The sequence below is a fragment of the Acidovorax sp. genome, assembly GCF_047607405.1.
GTDB lineage: Bacteria > Pseudomonadota > Gammaproteobacteria > Burkholderiales > Burkholderiaceae_C > Acidovorax.
In genome coordinates this window covers 14,570-29,054 of the sequence record NZ_JASGDA010000134.1, presented here as the reverse complement: position 1 = coordinate 29,054, position 14,485 = coordinate 14,570, and the positions used below count along the sequence as shown (strand labels likewise).

The following is a 14,485-nucleotide window of genomic DNA, read 5'->3' as shown; positions in this document are numbered from 1 at the left end:
TGTGCCGCGCCTGGGTGCGTGTCATCTGGCGCGCCTGGACCGAGCGAACACCCTACGATCCGGCTCGCCATGCAGCCCTCCAAACTCTTCTCAAAACTGCGGGGGGGTTGACACAGGGTGTCTCATGGCTTCGGCCTGGCGCGCTTGCACGGCTTGGGCCTTGGTGGCCTTGCGCTTGTCGCTGGGGTCGGTGCCTGCGGCCACCAGGCGGCGGGCCTCGTCGGCTTTCTCGCGGGCCAGCTTCAGGCCCGTGTCGGGGTAGGTTCCAAGGGACAGCGTCTTGCGCCGCCCGTTGATGGTGTAGTCCAACCGCCAGCCGTGGGAACCGCCCTTGACGAACAGCAGCAGGTACAGGCCCTTGCCATCGGTCAACCGCTTGCGCGGGTCGCCGGGCTTCACGTTGCGGATGGCGGTATCTGAAAGAGGGGGCAGCGACGCGATCATGCAGTAACTTTTACAGTAACCGAATCAGGCCACAAGGGTGAAACCTAGGATTCATGCGGGTTCCCGGGCATGATTCGGTAGAGTCCCAGCCACCATTATTCAGCGCCCAACCGTTCTCGGTTGGGCGTTTTCTTTTGTGGAGTCCGCACACCGCGCGGACCTCCGCGCCGTTCTGCGTGTGCCAGCCGTGCTGGGCACGGGCGGCATGACCCGCACGGTTCGCCCCTGTTCCGCCCTATCTTCTCTCGAAACCTGCGCCAACTTTTTCGCCGTGGCACACGCAGACGGCAGTTTTCGTCAATGGCTTGTGCGTGTGTCGATGGGAATGGTTGGCTCGCGGGTTTGCTGTTCCAGATTGCCCGAGCAAACTCGCGGGGCCAGCCTCCACGTCAGCCCTTGCGCGGGAACAGGTCGTCACCGTAGCTGTTGCGCTCACGGATCTGGCCGTAACGACCTTGGATGAACATCTCGCTCTGCTGGTTGATGGCGATGTCCCGCGCACGGTCAATCGCCTGCTGCTGCGTGTCGTGGACGGAGGTGATGTTCCAGTACAGGCTGCGCTTGCCTGCATCGGTCACGTATTCGACCCTGCCGCCGTTAACGAGGACGCGGCAGTGTTCCAGGTAGTAGATGTTGGCCCGCTTGGAGTGCAGGATGGTCTTGAGGTCGGATGACGCAATGGGGTCCATGGCGCCAGTGTTGTCCGAAACCAGATGGGGGCGACCCCGGCATCAACCCGCATGGGCTTCATCGCGCGCCGCGCCGTCCAGGTGCTGCGTGTCCGCCCAGCCCACCAGCGTCAGGCCGTCGGGCGTCCACAGCAGGCGGTTGATGGCGGCGTTGGCGAGCTGCCAGGTGCGTGGCGCCTGGATGTCCTGGCGCGTGGCCAGGCGGTACAGCACGTCGAGCACGCCGCCATGGGCGACCAGCACGATCTGCTCGCCGGGGTGGCGGGCGGCCAGCGTGGTGACGGTGTGGGCGATGCGCTCGCGCAGCGCCACCAGCGACTCGCCGCCCTCGGGCGCGTAGTGCGGGTCGCGCGTGCGCCAGCGGCGGGCCTCGTCGGGCAGTTCGGCTTCGATCTCGGCGAAGGTGCGGCCCTGGAAGTGGCCGAAGCTGCGCTCGCGCAGGCCGGGCTCGGGCGTGAGCGGGGCGCCCGTCGTGCGCGCCACGGCCAGGGCGGTGGCGCGGGCGCGTTGCAGGTCGCTGGCGTAGATGGCGGCGATGGCCTCGTCTGCCAGGGCCTGGGCAACGCGCTCGGCCTGCCACAGGCCGGTGTCGTTGAGGGGAATGTCCAGGTGGCCCTGGATGCGGGTATCGACATTCCAGGCGGTTTCGCCGTGGCGGATGGCGACGATGCGAGTGGCGTGCATGGGGCGGGGTCAGGGCTGTGCGGGCAATGGCAGGCGCACTTCGCGCCCGCCGGGCGGGGGCTTGGGAAAGCCGTTCAGCGCGGCGTCGAACAGCACGCCATACACGGCGGGGTCGCTGACCCACACGTCCTCGTGTACGGCGGATGTCTCATAGACCACGGTCTGGCTCGTCGCGTCGCGCATCGTGATGCTGACGGCGCGGCGGTGCAGCGGCGTGGGCGCATAGAAGCCCCAGCCGCCGTGCAGGCCCCAGCCGCGTCCGTGCCAGCCGCCGCCGAAGCCCCAGAGGCCGCCATAGGGGCCACCATAAGGGCCATAGGGGGCGAACGGGTCGGCGCGCGGCACGGCGTCGGCCTGCACGCCGATCTGCACCAGCAGACGGGGGTTGGCATCGTCACGCGTGAGGCCCGCGCGGGCCAGGGCCTGCTCGGCCAGTGCGGCGATGGGCGCGAACGACGGCAACTGCTGCGAGGGCAGGCGCTCCAGCCGGTAGGTGGCGGGCGCGGGCAGGGCAGCCAGGGTGGAGAAGCTCTGGACCTGGCCTTCGACGATGCGGGGGCCGGTGCTGCAGCCCGCCAGCAGGGCCGTGCCAAGAAGGAGGAGGGCAAGCCAGCGGCGTGTCATGGAAAAGCTCCTGATGATGGGAATCTTTCTAGGACTGCCGCACGCCGCGCGAGTTCAAGACAGTTGCACGATCTGCACGCCCGGCAGCGGCGCAGGCTGCGGCGCCGCAAACTCTTCCTTGTCGAACGCCTTGTCGCCGTTCTCGTCCGCCACGCCCGTGGCGCGGGCGTTCTTGAAGTCGTACAGCCCGCCGTCCAGCAGGTGCGAGGGCACCACGTTCTGCAGCGCGTTGAACATGTTCTCGATGCGGCCCGGGTACTTTTTCTCCCACTCGCGCAGCATCTCGCCCACCTGCTTGCGCTGCAGGTTCTCCTGGCTGCCGCACAGGTTGCACGGGATGATGGGGAACTGCCGGTGCTGCGCCCAGCGCGCCGTGTCCTTCTCGGGCACGTAGGCCAGCGGGCGAATGACGACGTGGCGGCCGTCGTCGCTGACCAGCTTCGGGGGCATGCTCTTCATCTTGCCGCCGAAGAACATGTTGAGCAGCAGCGTCTGCAGGATGTCGTCGCGGTGGTGGCCCAGCGCGATCTTGGTGGCGCCCAGCTCGTCGGCCACGCGGTACAGGATGCCCCGGCGCAGGCGGCTGCACAGGCTGCACGTGGTCTTGCCCTCGGGGATCAGGCGCTTGACGATGCTGTAGGTGTCCTCGTTCTCGATGTGGAAAGGCACGCCGGTGCTGCTCAGGTATTCGGGCAGCACGTGCTCGGGAAAGCCGGGCTGCTTCTGGTCCAGGTTCACGGCCACCAGGTCGAAGTGGATGGGTGCGCGGGCCTTGAGCTTTTGCAGGATGTCCAGCAGCGCGTAGCTGTCCTTGCCGCCGGACATGCACACCATCACCTTGTCGCCTTCCTCGATCATGTTGAAGTCCACGATCGCGCGGCCCACCTCGCGGCACAGGCGCTTTTCGAGCTTGTGGGTTTCGCGCTCGATTTTCACTGCGGCGTGCGGGGCGCCGGAGGTTCCGGCATCGGGCGGGTCAAAAAAAATCGCGGTCATAGGACCGCGATTTTCCTCCAATTGTCCGCCGCGAGCGTCGGCGGGCACTGCGTGGGCTACTTCTTCATCAGCTCGTTGGTGGTCACTTCGCGCACCTTGCCGCCTTCGATCACGGCCAGGCGCATGTCGAAGGCCGTGCCGCCCTTGTCGTCCACGCCCTTGAATCCGTGGAAGTTGATCGTGGGGGGCAGCCCCTTGAAAGCCTTGTCGAGTTGGGCGCGGACGGCCTTGGCGTCGTTGGTGGAACCGGCGAGCTTCATCGCCTGCGCCAGCGCGTGGATGGTGATGTAGTTGAGCGTGACCTCGGAAGACGGGTCCTTGCCCGGATGCGTCTTGCGGTAGCGCTGCACGAACGCCTTGGTGTTGGCATCCGGATCGTCCACCACCGGCAGCACGCCGATGGAGCCTTCCAGCGCAGCGTAGCCGCCCGTGACCTTGGCCACTTCGTCGGCCTTGGCTTGGTCGATCAGGATGAAGCCGCCCTTGAAGCCCAGCTCGCGCGCCTGCTTGACCACCAGGCCCGTGGGCTCGGAGGCGCCGCCGATGAACATCACGTCGGGCTTGGAGGCCAGCACCTTGCTGACGCCGCTGTAGAAGTCGGCCGCCTTGTTGTAGCTCATGGGGTTCTCGGACACGACCTTGCCGCCGGCCTTTTCCCAGGCGGGCTTGAAGGCGGCCACCCACACCTTGGCGTAATCATGGTCGGCGGGGGCCAGGCCCACGTTCTTGCCCCACTTGGCCATCGTGTACTTGGTGAAGGGCTCGATGTAGTCGGTGAATTCGGGCGGAATGCGAAGCGTGAGCTTGTTGCCGCGGTTGGTGATCTGCGGCACGCTGGAGTAGGCCAGCAGCAGCAGGTTCTGCCGCTCGTTGCTGGTCTGCACGGCGAAGATGCCACCTGAGTGGGGCACCAGCACCGCAGCGGCCTTGTGCTCCTGCACCAGGCGCTGGGCGTTGATGGCGGTTTCACTGGGGTTGTACTTGTCGTCCAGTGCGACGACTTCGAGCTTGACCTTCTTGCCGCCCACTTCCAGGCCGGTGGCGTTGATTTCTTCCACGGCCATCTGCATGCCGTCCAGCACGTTCTTGCCGTACAGCGCGGCGCCGCCGGACAGCGGGCCGGAGTAGCCGATCTTGATCACGTCCTGGGCCAGGGCGGCCACGGGCGCCAGCGTGAAGCCGGCCAGGGCCAGCGTTGCCAGGATGGTGTTGCGTCGCGTCTTGTGCATGTGTATCTCCTTGGGTTGTATAGGAACTGTCGAAAAATGGCGCGCGTCGTGGCAGCCTGTCAGCCGCCGATATACGCCTTGCGGATGCGCTCGTCGCCCAGCAGTTGCTGGCTACTGCCTTCCATCACGATGCGGCCGCGCTCCATCACGTAGGCGCGGTTGGACACCTTCAGCGCGGCGTAGGCGTTTTGTTCTGCCAGCAGCACGGTGGTTCCCGAGCGGTTGATCTGCTGGATGATCTCGAACATCTGCTTGACCACCAGCGGCGCCAGGCCGAGCGAGGGCTCGTCGAGCATCAGCACCTTGGGTCGGCCCATGAGCGCGCGGCCGATGGCCACCATCTGCTGCTGGCCGCCGGAGAGCGAGCCCGCCGGGTCGTCCTTCTTCTGCAGCAGGATGGGGAACATCTCGTACACCTGGTCCACCCGCTTCTTGTTGCCCGCCGAGTCGGACGAATGCACGAAGGCGCCCAGCATCAGGTTCTTGTGGACCGACATCATCGGAAACAGCTTGCGGCCCTCGGGGCACTGCACGAGGCCCTGGCGCACGATCTGCGAGGGCTTCATGCCCAGCAGCTCGGTGCTGCCGCCGAAGCGGATGCTGCCCGTGGCCTTGTGCAGGCCGCTGGCGGCGCGGAACACCGAGCTCTTGCCCGCGCCGTTGGCGCCCAGCAGCACGACCAGCTCGCCGTCCTCGGCATGCAGGGTCACGTCTTCCAACGCGCGAAAGCCCCCATAGTAGAGCGACAGGTCTTTAAACGTCAGCATGTTCGGCTCCCAGGTAGGCGTCGATCACCGCCGGATTGCTGCGGATCTCGGCCGGCGTGCCCTCGGCGATCTTCTCGCCGTAGCTCAGGACCAGGATCTTGTCGGCCAGGCTCATGATCATGTCCATCTTGTGCTCGATCAGGCACACGGTGAGGCCGCTCTTGACCATCTTGCGGATCAGGTCGGCCAGGCCCCAGGTCTCCTCGGGGTTGACGCCGCCGGCCGGCTCGTCGAGCAGCACCAGGGTGGGCTCGGTCGCCAGCGCCAGCGCGAACGCCACGCGCTTGCGCTGCTCCTGCGTGATGTCGCCGGCCATGCGGTTCTCCATGTGCGACAGGCCGACGAAGTTGAGTGCATCGCGCGCCTTCTCGCGGCAGATGCGCTCCTCCTCCTTCAGGCGGCTGGAGCCGATCAGCACGTCCCACAGCCCGGAGCGCGTGCGCAGCCGGTGGCCGACGATCAGGTTGTCCAGCACGCTGGCCATGTCGAACAGCGTGGTGGCCTGGAAGGTGCGCGAGATGCGCAAGGCCGCCACCTGGTCGGTGCGCAGCGTGGTGATGTCTCGGCCCTCGAAGGTCAGCGTGCCCGAGGTCGGCTTGTGTACGCCGCTGATGAGGTTGAAGAACGTCGTCTTGCCGGCGCCGTTGGGGCCGATGATGGCGTTGATCTTGCCGCGCTCGACCGTGGTGCTCACGTCGTTGACAGCGACGTTGCCCCCGAATTTCTTGGTGAGGTGCTCGACCTTAAGCATGGGTGGACTCCTGGGTCTTGTCGGTTGCGCCGGGCGGTTGTGCGGGCACGGCCTGCGATGCGCGCCTGGCCTTGCGGGCCTGGTAGCTGCCGACGATGCCGTAGGGCACGAAGATCACCAGCAGGATCAGGATGGGGCCGAACACCACGAAGCGGTATTCCTGCAAGAACTGCATGTACTGCGTGATCCACGGCACGATGATGCCGCCCACCAGCGGCCCCAGCAGCGTGCCCAGGCCGCCGATGAGCATGAACATCGTCATGTCGAAGGTGTGGTGCGCGCCGGCGAGGTCCGGGCCCAGGAAGCGCACGAAGCCGGCGTACAGCGCGCCGGCCCAACCGGCGTACAGCACAGAGATCAGAAAGGCCAGCAGCTTGTTGCGCGCCAGGTTGATGCCCAGCGCCTCGGCCAGTTCGTCGCCGTTGCGGATGGCCATGAAAGTGCGGCCCAGCAGCGAGTTGACGATGCGCCGCATGACCCAGATGCCCACGCACAGGAACACGAATACCAGGTAGTACAGCGAACGCGCGGATTCGAACTCGATCGGCCCGATGGGCGAGGGCGCCGGAATGCCGATGATGCCCACCGTGCCGTGCGTGAGGCTTTCCCACTTCTCGATGGCCAGGTAGATGATGTAGCCCACGCACATCGTGAAGATGGAGAAGTAGTGGCCCTTCAGGCGCAGCGAGACCCAGCCCAGCGGCAGGCCCAGCAGCACGGTGAAGGCGCCCGCAGCGACGAACGCCGTCCAGAAGCCCCAGCCGTGATCCACCGTGAGGATGCCCACCACGTAGGCGCCTACGGCCATGAAGCCCGCGTGCGCCAGGTTGAACTGGCCGGTGTAGCCGGTGATCAGGTTCAGCCCCATCGTCGCGATGATGTAGATGTAGGCGGTGGTCATCACCGTCAGGTGGTAGTCGTTGCCCGTGACGAACGGGAACAGCAGGCCGGCGGCGAACAGCAGCGCCCAGCCCAGGCGTCCTTCAAGCATTTGCATGATCAGCGAGCCCTCTGTTTGAACAGCCCCTCGGGCCGCAGCGACAGGATGACCACCAGCAGCACGAAGGCCACGATGTCCTGGTAGTCGGTGGAGATGTAGAAGGCGGCAAAGGCCTCGGCGAAGCCGATGATCAGCCCGCCCAGGATGGCCCCCGGCACGCTGCCCATGCCGCCCAGGATGATGATCACGAACGCCTTGGTGATGACCAGGTTGCCCATGGCAGGGAAGACCAGCCCGATGGGCGAGTACAGCGTGGCCGCCACGGCCGCCAGCACGCCGGAGATGGCGAAGGTGAGCATGGCCACGCGCGTCGCGTCGATGCCCATCAGCGAGGCGCCCTCGCGGTTCTGCGCCATGGCGACGATGGTCGAGCCCGTGACGGTGCGCGTGAGGAACAGGTGCAGCGCCAGCATCAGCGAGAACGCGCCCGCGATGATCAGCAGCCGCTGCACCGGCGCCGTGGCTCCGAAGATGTTGACGATGCCGCCGTAGGGCGTGGACATGCGCCGGAAGTCCGCGCCCCACAGCGCCTGCGCGCCGGCCTCCAGGAACAGCAGCAGGCCGATGGCGGCGATCATCGGGTGAAGGCCCTCGTGGTGGCGCAGCGGGTGGAAGATCAGCCGTTCGGACAGCGCGGCCAGCACGGCGACCACGACCGCCGAGCCCACCATCGCCACCCAGTAGTTGGCGCCCCAGGCCGCCATGAGATGGTAGGACACGAAGGCCCCGACCATGTAGAAAGCACCGTGCGCGAAGTTGGGCACGTGCAGGATGCCGTACACCAAGGTAAGCCCCAGAGCCACCAGGCTGTAGGTGCCGCCCAGGGTCAGCCCGTTCAATATCTGCTGTAGCAGAACGTCCATGTTGTCTCCTCTTCTCTGCCTCCGGCGTCGTCCCGCAAAAGGTGCCGGCGGATAGCTGCCCGAGATGCCCGCGCGAAGAGCCGCGCGTGCATCTCGATGGATTTTTGAGCAAAAAAGAAGAAAGAAAACGACCCCTGCGCGTAATCCCTAGCTGCGCAGAGTCACCAAGGCGTCACCAGCGTCCGGCCTCCATGCGGATCGCAACCTCGCAGTCGTCGAATATTTCGAGCTTGGCGATCTTCACGCGCACGCCCTGCACGCCGGGCAACTGCATCAGGCGCTGGGCCAGTTTGCCGATCAGGCTCTCCAGCAGGTTCACGTGCTCGGCGCGGCATTCGTCGATGATGATCTGGCGCACCTTGCGGTAGTCCAGCACGTGCAATATGTCGTCGTCGCGCGGGCTCAGGGGCTGCGTGCCCAGGTTCAGTTCCGCGTCCACCTGGATGGGCTGCGGGGCCTCCTTCTCGTGCGAGAGGATGCCCAGGTTGGCGTCGAAGCGCAAACCCGTGAGCGTGAGGATCTGGGTGCCGGTGGCGTGGTCGTGCATGGTGGTCACATCAGGGAAAAGTCGCGCTCGAACCGCATCAGGTGCTGGCCGCCGTCCACCAGCAGCGTGGTGCCGGTGATGGAGCCGTTCTCCAGCGCGAAGCGCACGGTGGCGGCCACGTCCTCGGGCGTGGACGAGCGGCCCAGCGGGCTGAGCGCGTGCAGTTGCGCGAAGCGCTCGGGCGAGAGCATGTGGCTGGTCAGCGTGAGGCCCGGCGCCACGCCCACCACGCGCACGCGCGGCGCCAGGGCCTGCGCCAGCAGCGTGCCGGCGGCTTCGAGCGCGGCCTTGGACAGCGTGTAGCTGAAGAAGTCGGGGTTGGGGTTCCAGAGCTTCTGGTCCAGCAGGTTCACCACGGCGCCCGTGGCGTTGCGGCCTTCCAGGTGCGCATGCAGCGCCTGGGCCAGCAGCACGGGCGCGGCAGTGTTGCTGCGCAGGTGCTGCTCCAGCGCCGCAAAGCCGAAGCTCTGCGCCGTGTCATGCTCGAACAGCGAGGCGCTGTTGACCACCGCATCCACGCCGCCAAAGTGCGCCGCCACGCGCGGCAGCAGGGCGCGCACCGCTGCCTCGTCGGCAAAATCAGCATCAAAATGGGCGCTGGCGCCCGCCAATTCTGCGCAGGCAGCTACTGTTTCGATAGCATCCTGGCGCGAACTGCGGTAGTGGACGGCCACCTGCCAGCCCCCCGCCGCCAGCGCCAGGGCGATGGCGCGCCCCAGGCGCCGGGCGGCGCCGGTGACCAGGACGGTGCGCGCAGGGGGGGGGGAAGTCATTGGGGGAGAATGCGGGCCGTGACGACGACCACGAAACCCGAGAGTTTAACGACCGCCCTGCAGGCCCGCATCCGCGAGGCCATTGCCGCCGAAGGGGGCTGGATCGGTTTCGACCGCTTCATGGCGCTGGCCCTGTACACCCCGGGTCTGGGCTACTACGCCAACGAGGTGCCCAAGTTCGGCGCCATGCCGCAGTCGGGCAGCGACTTCGTGACGGCGCCCGAGTTGACGCCCCTGTTCGGCCAGACCCTGGCCGTGCAGGTGGACGAAGCCTTCACCGCCACGTGTACGGATGAAATCTGGGAGTTCGGCGCGGGCTCGGGCGCGCTGGCGCTGCAACTGCTGGACGCGCTGGGCGACCGCGTGCGGCGCTACACCATCGTGGACCTGTCGGGCAGCCTGCGCGCGCGCCAGCAGGACCGGCTGGCGCCGCACGTACACAAGCTGCGCTGGGTGGACGCGCTGCCTGAAAAGCTCGCAGGGGTGGTCGTGGGCAACGAGGTGCTGGACGCCATGCCCGTGCGCCTGCTGGCCCGCATCGGCGGAACCTGGCACGAGCGCGGCGTGGCCGTGCATGAAAACAATTTCGCCTGGGCCGACGTACCCACCGACCTGCGCCCGCCCGTGGAGATCGACGGCCCGCACGACTACCTGACGGAGATCCACCCCCAGGCCGAGGGCTTCATCCGCACCCTGGCCGACCGGCTCGTGCGCGGCGCGGCCTTCCTCATCGACTACGGCTTTGGCGAGGGCGAGTACTACCACCCCCAGCGCCACATGGGCACCGTGATGTGCCACCAGGGCCACCGCGCTGACGGCGACCCGCTGGCGGACGTGGGCGCCAAGGACATCACCGCCCACGTCAACTTCACCGCCATGGCGCTGGCCGCGCAGGAGGCGGGCCTGCACGTGCTGGGCTACACCACGCAGGCGCACTTTCTCATCAACTGCGGTTTGCTACCAAAAATGGAGCTGCTGCCCCAATCAGGACGGGCGCTGGCGGCCAAATTGGTCATGGAACACGAAATGGGCGAGCTGTTCAAGGTGCTGGCCCTGGGCGCGGGCGCGGCGTGGGAGCCGCGGGGTTTTTCGCACGGCGACCGCTCGCACCGGCTGTGAGTCTTATGCGGATTCCGATGAACCAAGCGCGAAATCAGAAGTTCGCCAGATAAGGTCCGGCTTCTACAGTCCCTGCACACCGCATCACGCGGATAGCAGGAGTTGCCAGAAGCCATGTCCGCCGTCCTCGCCGAAACACCGCAGGCCTTCGAGATCCGCCGCCTGCCCGCCGCCCCGTTCGGGGCCGAGGTGCTGGGGCTCGATCTGTCGCTGCCGCTCTCCGGCGCCGATTTCGAGCGCATCCAGCGCGCGCACTGGGACCACCATGTGCTGGTGTTCCGCGACCAGCGCATCACGCCCGCGCAGCAGGTGGCGTTCACCCGGCCACGGGCCGCAAGGCGCTGTTCGTGAGCGAGCACTTCACCACCCGCATCGTCGGATTGCCTGACGATGAAAGCCGCGCGCTGCTCGGCGAATTGTTCGCCGCCAGCGTGCGCCCGGAGTTCACCTACCGCCACCGGTGGCAGCCGCACGACATGTTGTTCTGGGACAACCGCAGCGTGGTGCATCTGGCCGCTGGCACGCCCGACACCGAGCGCCGCAAGCTCTACCGCACCACCATCGAGGGCGACGTGCCCCGCTGACCTTTCGCTTCTCTTTTAATAGCTGCTGGCGCTTGATGGACGGGCGCTGGAGCCTGTTTTTCCTTAAAAAAAGGAACGCTGCCATGAAACGCTCCCTCCCGAAATCCACCCGCCGCGCCGCCATCGCCCTGTGCGCGGCGGCGGGGCTGCTGCTGCACGGCGCGGCGCAGGCCGCCGAGGGGCAGCTGCGCATCGCCCAGCAGTTCGGCGTGGTCTATCTGCTGCTCAACGTGGCGCAGGAGCACAAGCTCATCGAAAAGCACGGCAAGGCCGCAGGCGTGGACATCCAGGTGGACTTCATCAAGCTCTCGGGCGGCAGCGCGGTCAACGACGCGCTGCTCGCGGGCAACATCGACATCGCCGGTGCGGGCGTCGGGCCGCTGTTCACGCTGTGGGACCGCACCAAGGGGCGGCAGAACGTCAAGGGCGTGGCCTCGCTCGGCAACTTCCCGTACTACCTCGTCACCAACAACCCGGCGGTCAAGGGCATCGCCGACTTCACCGGCAAGGACCGCATTGCGCTGCCCGCCGTGGGCGTATCGGTGCAGTCGCGCATCCTGCAGATGGCGTCGGCCAAGCTGTGGGGCGACAAGGAATTCAACCGCCTCGACAAGCTCCAGGTCGCACTGCCGCACCCCGACGCGGCCGCCGCCATCATCAAGGGCGGCACCGAGATCACCGGCCACTTCGGCAACCCGCCGTTCCAGGAGCAGGAACTGGCCGCCAACCCGCAGGCGCGCATCGTGCTCAAGTCCTACGACGTGCTGGGCGGCCCCGCCTCGGCCACGGTGCTCTACGCCACCGAGAAATTCCGCAGCGAGAGCCCCAAGACCTACAAGGCGTTCCTCGACGCGCTCGACGAAGCCGCGCAACTGATCGCCAGGAACCCCGAACAGGCGGCCGACGCCTACCTGCGCGCGGGCGGCGGCAACATCGACCGCAACCTGCTGCTCTCCATCATCAGGAACCCCGAGGTGCAGTTCAAGGTGCAGCCGCAGAACACGCTGGGCCTGGGCCAGTTCCTGCACCGCGTGGGCGCGATCAAGAACCGGCCCGAGGCGCTCAAGGACTATTTCTTCGACGACCCGCGCATCGCAGGCGGAAGCTGAGATGAAACACCCCCTGAGTCGCTTCGCGCCTTCCCCCTCTCTCACGCTTCGCGTGGGAGGGGGACGCAGCCAGCGCGGCGGGGCGGCCCTTGCGCGGCTGCCCGCGCTTCGGGCCGCGCCGGTTTCATGCGCCTTGGTCGGCCGGCCGCTGTCGGGCGAATGCGCCCACGACTACGCCGCCGATGAACCCGCCGCCAGCACCGCGCCCGGCCCGCTGCTGCGCGTCGATGGCGTCAGCATCGACTACCGCACGCGCGAGCGCGTGGTGCGCGCCACGCACCGCGTCTCGTTCGACGTACACGCGGGCGAGCGCTACGTGCTGCTGGGCGCATCGGGCTGCGGCAAGTCCACGCTGCTCAAGGCCATCGGCGGATTCGTCGCGCCCACCGAGGGGCAGATCCGCCTGAACGGACGGCCCGTCACCGCGCCCGGCCCGGACCGCGTGGTGGTATTCCAGGAATTCGACCAGCTGCCGCCCTGGAAGACGGTGCGCGAGAACGTCATGTTCCCGCTGCTCGCCTCGCGCCGCGCCACGCGCGCCGAGGCCGCCGAACGCGCGGCGCTGTATCTGGAGAAGGTGGGCCTGTCGCGCTTTGCCGACGTGCACCCGCACCAGCTATCGGGCGGCATGAAGCAGCGCGTGGCCATCGCGCGCGCCCTGGCCATGCAGCCGCAGGTGCTGCTCATGGACGAACCCTTCGCCGCGCTGGACGCGCTCACGCGCAGGCGCATGCAGGAGGAGTTGCTCGCGCTCTGGGACGAGCTGCGCTTCACCCTCATCTTCGTGACCCACTCCATCGAGGAGGCGCTGGTCGTGGGCAGCCGCATCGCCATCCTCTCGCCCCACCCGGGCCGCCTGCGCGCCGAGGTCAACTGCCACCAGTACGGGCTGGACAGCCTGGGCGGCGCCGGCTTTCAGGCCACCGCGCGGCGCGTGCATGGCCTGCTGTTCGACGAACCCGTGGACGGCGCCGCGCCCGGCTCGGTCGAGGCCGATGCCGCCGTCATCGCCGCGCAGCCCGCGTCGGACCGCCTGCCTTTCCGCATCTCCATATGAGCACACACTTCATCCCCGTCCGCCCCGAAGTGCTGCACGCGCTGGGGCCTCTCGACGGCGCCGCGCCCGCGCAGCCCCTGCCGCTGGCCGCTCGGGTCTGGCAGGTTGCCGCCGTGCGCAAGGGCCTGATCCTCGTGCTGCTCGCGGCGTTGTGGGAGGCCGTGGCGCGCTGGCAGGACAACGATTTGCTGCTGCCCACCTTCCTGCAGACCGCGCGGGCCTTCGCCGAGGGCGTCTCCACCGGCGAGCTGCTGCAGCGCACGGCCCTCTCGCTCGCGGTGCTGGTCAAGGGCTACCTCGCGGGCATCGCGGGCGCCTTCGTGCTCACCGCGCTGGCCGTGTCCACGCAGCTCGGGCGCGACCTGCTCTCCACCCTCACCGCCATGTTCAACCCGCTGCCCGCCATCGCGCTGCTGCCGCTGGCGCTGCTGTGGTTCGGGCTGGGGCAGGGCAGCCTGGTGTTCGTGCTGGTGCATTCGGTGCTGTGGCCGCTGGCGCTGGGCACCTACGCGGGCTTCCAGGGCGTGCCCGAGACGCTGCGCATGGCCGGGCGCAACTACGGCCTCACGGGGCTGCGCTACGTGCTGCAGCTGCTGGTGCCCGCCGCGCTGCCGTCCATCCTCTCGGGCCTCAAGATCGGCTGGGCCTTCGCGTGGCGCACGCTGATCGCGGCGGAGCTGGTCTTCGGCGCGTCGTCCGGCAAGGGCGGGCTGGGCTGGTACATCTTCCAGAACCGCAACGAGCTTTACACCGACAAGGTGTTCGCGGGCCTGGCGATGGTGATCGCCATCGGCCTCGTCGTGGAGAACCTGGGCTTCCACACGCTGGAGCGGCTCACGGTGCGGCGCTGGGGCGTGCAGCGGTAGGCGCAATCGCGGCCTCCTTGTTTTTGCAGGAACGCCGCCACGACCCTCAAGATCGACCACCTGAGCCTGTCTGCGCGAGCAGGCAGATTTGCTATTGAATGTGTAGCTGCCTGTGCTTTCTGGATAAGCGCTGGAGGCCCATTTTGCTTATATTCTCCGAGTAGCCTGCAGCGTACACTGCGCGCATGCTGCGCTGGCTCCTCGTCGTCTTCCTGGCCCTGATGTTCATCGGTTGGCTGTCGCCGCTGCTGCGGCGCATGGGCTTCGGTCGGCTGCCGGGTGACCTGCGCTTTCGCCGGCTGGGGCGGGACTGGGACGTGCCGCTGGCGTCCACGCTGCTGCTGAGCTTTGCGGTCAGCCTGATCGTGAAGTGGCTCTGAGAG

The 14,485-nt window shown here is 67.5% G+C and carries 17 protein-coding genes and 1 pseudogene; 6 read left to right on the top strand and 12 right to left on the bottom strand.

The features are described from left to right. Positions 1-90 precede the first annotated feature (90 nt). From QM569_RS16145 to QM569_RS16090, 12 genes are all read right to left on the bottom strand, one after another. The gene (locus tag QM569_RS16145; protein WP_414988256.1) at positions 91-444 is read right to left on the bottom strand and encodes an Arm DNA-binding domain-containing protein; all 354 of its coding nucleotides are present in this window, start codon (positions 442-444) and stop codon (positions 91-93) included. Between the two features lie 389 nt (positions 445-833). Continuing rightward, positions 834-1,133: a DUF2188 domain-containing protein gene (locus tag QM569_RS16140; RefSeq protein ID WP_414988255.1), complete on the bottom strand. Its 300-nt coding sequence runs from the start codon at positions 1,131-1,133 to the stop codon at positions 834-836. Positions 1,134-1,175: 42 nt separating this feature from the next. Beyond that, on the bottom strand, positions 1,176-1,817 hold the full coding sequence (locus tag QM569_RS16135; RefSeq protein ID WP_414988254.1) for a histidine phosphatase family protein: 642 nt from the start codon (positions 1,815-1,817) through the stop codon (positions 1,176-1,178). Positions 1,818-1,826: 9 nt separating this feature from the next. Then, entirely contained in the window at positions 1,827-2,441 is a 615-nt protein-coding gene (locus tag QM569_RS16130) for a DUF4136 domain-containing protein (RefSeq protein ID WP_414988253.1), read from the bottom strand. Between the two features lie 54 nt (positions 2,442-2,495). Further along, positions 2,496-3,437 (bottom strand): tRNA 2-thiocytidine(32) synthetase TtcA, encoded by a 942-nt coding sequence (ttcA, locus tag QM569_RS16125; RefSeq protein WP_414988252.1) that lies wholly within the window; start codon positions 3,435-3,437, stop codon positions 2,496-2,498. A 56-nt stretch (positions 3,438-3,493) separates the two neighbouring features. Continuing rightward, on the bottom strand, positions 3,494-4,666 hold the full coding sequence (locus QM569_RS16120; protein ID WP_414988251.1) for an ABC transporter substrate-binding protein: 1,173 nt from the start codon (positions 4,664-4,666) through the stop codon (positions 3,494-3,496). Between the two features lie 59 nt (positions 4,667-4,725). Further along, positions 4,726-5,433, bottom strand: coding sequence for an ABC transporter ATP-binding protein (locus QM569_RS16115; RefSeq protein WP_414988250.1), 708 nt, complete (start codon positions 5,431-5,433; stop codon positions 4,726-4,728). Then, positions 5,420-6,184, bottom strand: a complete 765-nt coding sequence (locus QM569_RS16110) for an ABC transporter ATP-binding protein (protein WP_414988249.1) — start codon at positions 6,182-6,184, stop codon at positions 5,420-5,422. The genes QM569_RS16115 and QM569_RS16110 overlap by 14 nt, the downstream gene beginning before the upstream one ends. Next, complete coding sequence (locus tag QM569_RS16105) at positions 6,177-7,181, bottom strand: branched-chain amino acid ABC transporter permease (RefSeq protein ID WP_414988248.1); 1,005 nt, start codon at positions 7,179-7,181, stop codon at positions 6,177-6,179. Before QM569_RS16105 ends, QM569_RS16110 begins: the two co-directional genes overlap by 8 nt. Positions 7,182-7,183: 2 nt before the next feature. Continuing rightward, positions 7,184-8,047 (bottom strand): branched-chain amino acid ABC transporter permease, encoded by an 864-nt coding sequence (locus tag QM569_RS16100; protein ID WP_414988247.1) that lies wholly within the window; start codon positions 8,045-8,047, stop codon positions 7,184-7,186. A 172-nt stretch (positions 8,048-8,219) separates the two neighbouring features. Continuing rightward, positions 8,220-8,594, bottom strand: coding sequence for a dihydroneopterin aldolase (locus tag QM569_RS16095; protein ID WP_414988246.1), 375 nt, complete (start codon positions 8,592-8,594; stop codon positions 8,220-8,222). A gap of 5 nt (positions 8,595-8,599) precedes the next feature. Continuing rightward, on the bottom strand, positions 8,600-9,367 hold the full coding sequence (locus QM569_RS16090) for an SDR family oxidoreductase (protein WP_414988245.1): 768 nt from the start codon (positions 9,365-9,367) through the stop codon (positions 8,600-8,602). A gap of 9 nt (positions 9,368-9,376) precedes the next feature. Between QM569_RS16090 and QM569_RS16085 the strand changes: the two genes are divergently transcribed. The 6 genes and pseudogenes from QM569_RS16085 to QM569_RS16060 all read left to right on the top strand — a co-directional run bounded on the left by QM569_RS16085 (position 9,377) and on the right by QM569_RS16060 (position 14,482). Beyond that, positions 9,377-10,486, top strand: coding sequence for a class I SAM-dependent methyltransferase (locus QM569_RS16085; protein WP_414988244.1), 1,110 nt, complete (start codon positions 9,377-9,379; stop codon positions 10,484-10,486). A 114-nt stretch (positions 10,487-10,600) separates the two neighbouring features. Continuing rightward, positions 10,601-11,070, top strand: a pseudogene (locus QM569_RS16080) (TauD/TfdA dioxygenase family protein). 83 nt (positions 11,071-11,153) lie between these two features. Further along, the gene (locus QM569_RS16075; protein WP_414988243.1) at positions 11,154-12,179 is read left to right on the top strand and encodes an ABC transporter substrate-binding protein; all 1,026 of its coding nucleotides are present in this window, start codon (positions 11,154-11,156) and stop codon (positions 12,177-12,179) included. A gap of 148 nt (positions 12,180-12,327) precedes the next feature. Further along, entirely contained in the window at positions 12,328-13,236 is a 909-nt protein-coding gene (locus QM569_RS16070) for an ABC transporter ATP-binding protein (protein ID WP_414988257.1), read from the top strand. Continuing rightward, complete coding sequence (locus tag QM569_RS16065) at positions 13,233-14,102, top strand: ABC transporter permease (RefSeq protein ID WP_414988242.1); 870 nt, start codon at positions 13,233-13,235, stop codon at positions 14,100-14,102. The genes QM569_RS16070 and QM569_RS16065 overlap by 4 nt, the downstream gene beginning before the upstream one ends. A gap of 185 nt (positions 14,103-14,287) precedes the next feature. After that, positions 14,288-14,482, top strand: coding sequence for a DUF2905 domain-containing protein (locus QM569_RS16060; protein ID WP_414988241.1), 195 nt, complete (start codon positions 14,288-14,290; stop codon positions 14,480-14,482). Positions 14,483-14,485 lie beyond the last annotated feature (3 nt).

Bases quoted from the DNA above. Each gene is read 5' to 3' on its own strand.
- QM569_RS16095 (WP_414988246.1), bottom strand. From the start codon at position 8,594: ATGCACGACCACGCCACCGGCACCCAGATCCTCACGCTCACGGGTTTG.
- QM569_RS16135 (WP_414988254.1), bottom strand. From the start codon at position 1,817: ATGCACGCCACTCGCATCGTCGCCATCCGCCACGGCGAAACCGCCTGG.
- QM569_RS16075 (WP_414988243.1), top strand. From the start codon at position 11,154: ATGAAACGCTCCCTCCCGAAATCCACCCGCCGCGCCGCCATCGCCCTG.
- QM569_RS16060 (WP_414988241.1), top strand. From the start codon at position 14,288: ATGCTGCGCTGGCTCCTCGTCGTCTTCCTGGCCCTGATGTTCATCGGT.
- QM569_RS16100 (WP_414988247.1), bottom strand. From the start codon at position 8,047: ATGGACGTTCTGCTACAGCAGATATTGAACGGGCTGACCCTGGGCGGC.
- QM569_RS16120 (WP_414988251.1), bottom strand. From the start codon at position 4,666: ATGCACAAGACGCGACGCAACACCATCCTGGCAACGCTGGCCCTGGCC.
- QM569_RS16140 (WP_414988255.1), bottom strand. From the start codon at position 1,133: ATGGACCCCATTGCGTCATCCGACCTCAAGACCATCCTGCACTCCAAG.
- QM569_RS16085 (WP_414988244.1), top strand. From the start codon at position 9,377: ATGCGGGCCGTGACGACGACCACGAAACCCGAGAGTTTAACGACCGCC.
- ttcA (WP_414988252.1), bottom strand. From the start codon at position 3,437: ATGACCGCGATTTTTTTTGACCCGCCCGATGCCGGAACCTCCGGCGCC.
- QM569_RS16090 (WP_414988245.1), bottom strand. From the start codon at position 9,367: ATGACTTCCCCCCCCCCTGCGCGCACCGTCCTGGTCACCGGCGCCGCC.
- QM569_RS16145 (WP_414988256.1), bottom strand. From the start codon at position 444: ATGATCGCGTCGCTGCCCCCTCTTTCAGATACCGCCATCCGCAACGTG.
- QM569_RS16110 (WP_414988249.1), bottom strand. From the start codon at position 6,184: ATGCTTAAGGTCGAGCACCTCACCAAGAAATTCGGGGGCAACGTCGCT.
- QM569_RS16105 (WP_414988248.1), bottom strand. From the start codon at position 7,181: ATGCAAATGCTTGAAGGACGCCTGGGCTGGGCGCTGCTGTTCGCCGCC.
- QM569_RS16065 (WP_414988242.1), top strand. From the start codon at position 13,233: ATGAGCACACACTTCATCCCCGTCCGCCCCGAAGTGCTGCACGCGCTG.
- QM569_RS16115 (WP_414988250.1), bottom strand. From the start codon at position 5,433: ATGCTGACGTTTAAAGACCTGTCGCTCTACTATGGGGGCTTTCGCGCG.
- QM569_RS16130 (WP_414988253.1), bottom strand. From the start codon at position 2,441: ATGACACGCCGCTGGCTTGCCCTCCTCCTTCTTGGCACGGCCCTGCTG.